Source organism: Variovorax sp. Soil_C_12 (assembly GCF_057657375.1).
Window position 1 is genome coordinate 1 of the sequence record NZ_JBDGIO010000042.1, and the last position, 1177, is coordinate 1177.

General features: G+C 67.0%; 1 protein-coding gene. It reads right to left on the reverse strand.

Annotated features, from left to right (window positions below):
- Nucleotides 1–1172: fumarate hydratase (locus AC3A6X_RS36375; RefSeq protein WP_487846712.1), on the reverse strand; the 1172-nt coding region annotated here is incomplete at its 3' end.
- Between the last annotated feature and the right edge of the window lie 5 nt (nt 1173–1177).

Below are 1177 nucleotides of genomic sequence, written 5' to 3' on the forward strand. Positions count from 1 at the left end.
ACGGCCTCGTCCTTGACCGGATCGACCGGGCCCACGTAGTAGATCACCCGGTTGGTGAAGTCCACCGGCAGCTTCTCGCCCTTGGCCAGCATATCGGCGATGCGCTTGTGCGCGGCGTCGCGGCCGGTCAGCATCTTGCCCTTGAGCAGCAGCGTATCGCCCGGCTTCCAGCTCGCGACTTCGGCCGGCGTGAGGGTGTCGAGGTCCACACGCTTGCTCTTGTTGTAGTCGGGCGCCCAGTCGATCTTGGGCCACAGGTCCAGCGACGGCGCCTCCAGGTACACCGGCCCCGAGCCGTCGAGCACGAAGTGCGCATGGCGCGTCGCCGCGCAGTTCGGGATCATCGCCACCGGCTTGCTGGCCGCGTGCGTCGGGTACATCTTGATCTTGACGTCCAGCACCGTCGCCAGGCCGCCGAGGCCTTGCGCGCCGATGCCCAGCGCGTTGACCTTCTCGTAGAGCTCCACGCGCAGCGCTTCCACCTTGTCCAGCTCGGCGCCCGAGCGCTTCTTGGCCAGCAGCTCGTGCATGTCGAGGTCGTCCATCAGGCTTTCCTTGGCCATCAGCGCCGCCTTCTCGGCGGTGCCGCCGATGCCGATGCCCAGCATGCCCGGCGGGCACCAGCCGGCGCCCATGGTGGGCACGGTCTTGAGCACCCAGTCGACCACGCTGTCGCCGGGGTTCAGCATCACCAGCTTGCTCTTGTTCTCGCTGCCGCCGCCCTTGGCGGCCACCGTCACCTCGACGGTGTTGCCGGGCACGATCTCGGTGAAGATCACCGCCGGCGTGTTGTCCTTGGTGTTCTTGCGATCGAACTGCGGGTCGGCCACGACCGAGGCGCGCAGCGTGTTGTCGGGGTGGTTGTAGCCGCGGCGCACGCCTTCATTAATGGCGTCGTCCAGGCTGCCGGTGAAGCCGCCCCAGCGCACGTCCATCCCCACCTTGAGGAAGACGTTGACGATGCCGGTGTCCTGGCAGATCGGCCGCTGGCCGGTCGCGCTCATCTTGCTGTTGGTGAGGATCTGCGCCATCGCGTCCTTGGCCGCAGGGCTTTGCTCGCGCTCGTAGGCGCGCGCCAGGTGGGCGATGTAGTCGGTCGGGTGGTAGTAGCTGATGTACTGGAGCGCGGCGGCAACCGACTCGATCAGGTCGGTTTGCTGGATGATGGTCATGGCAG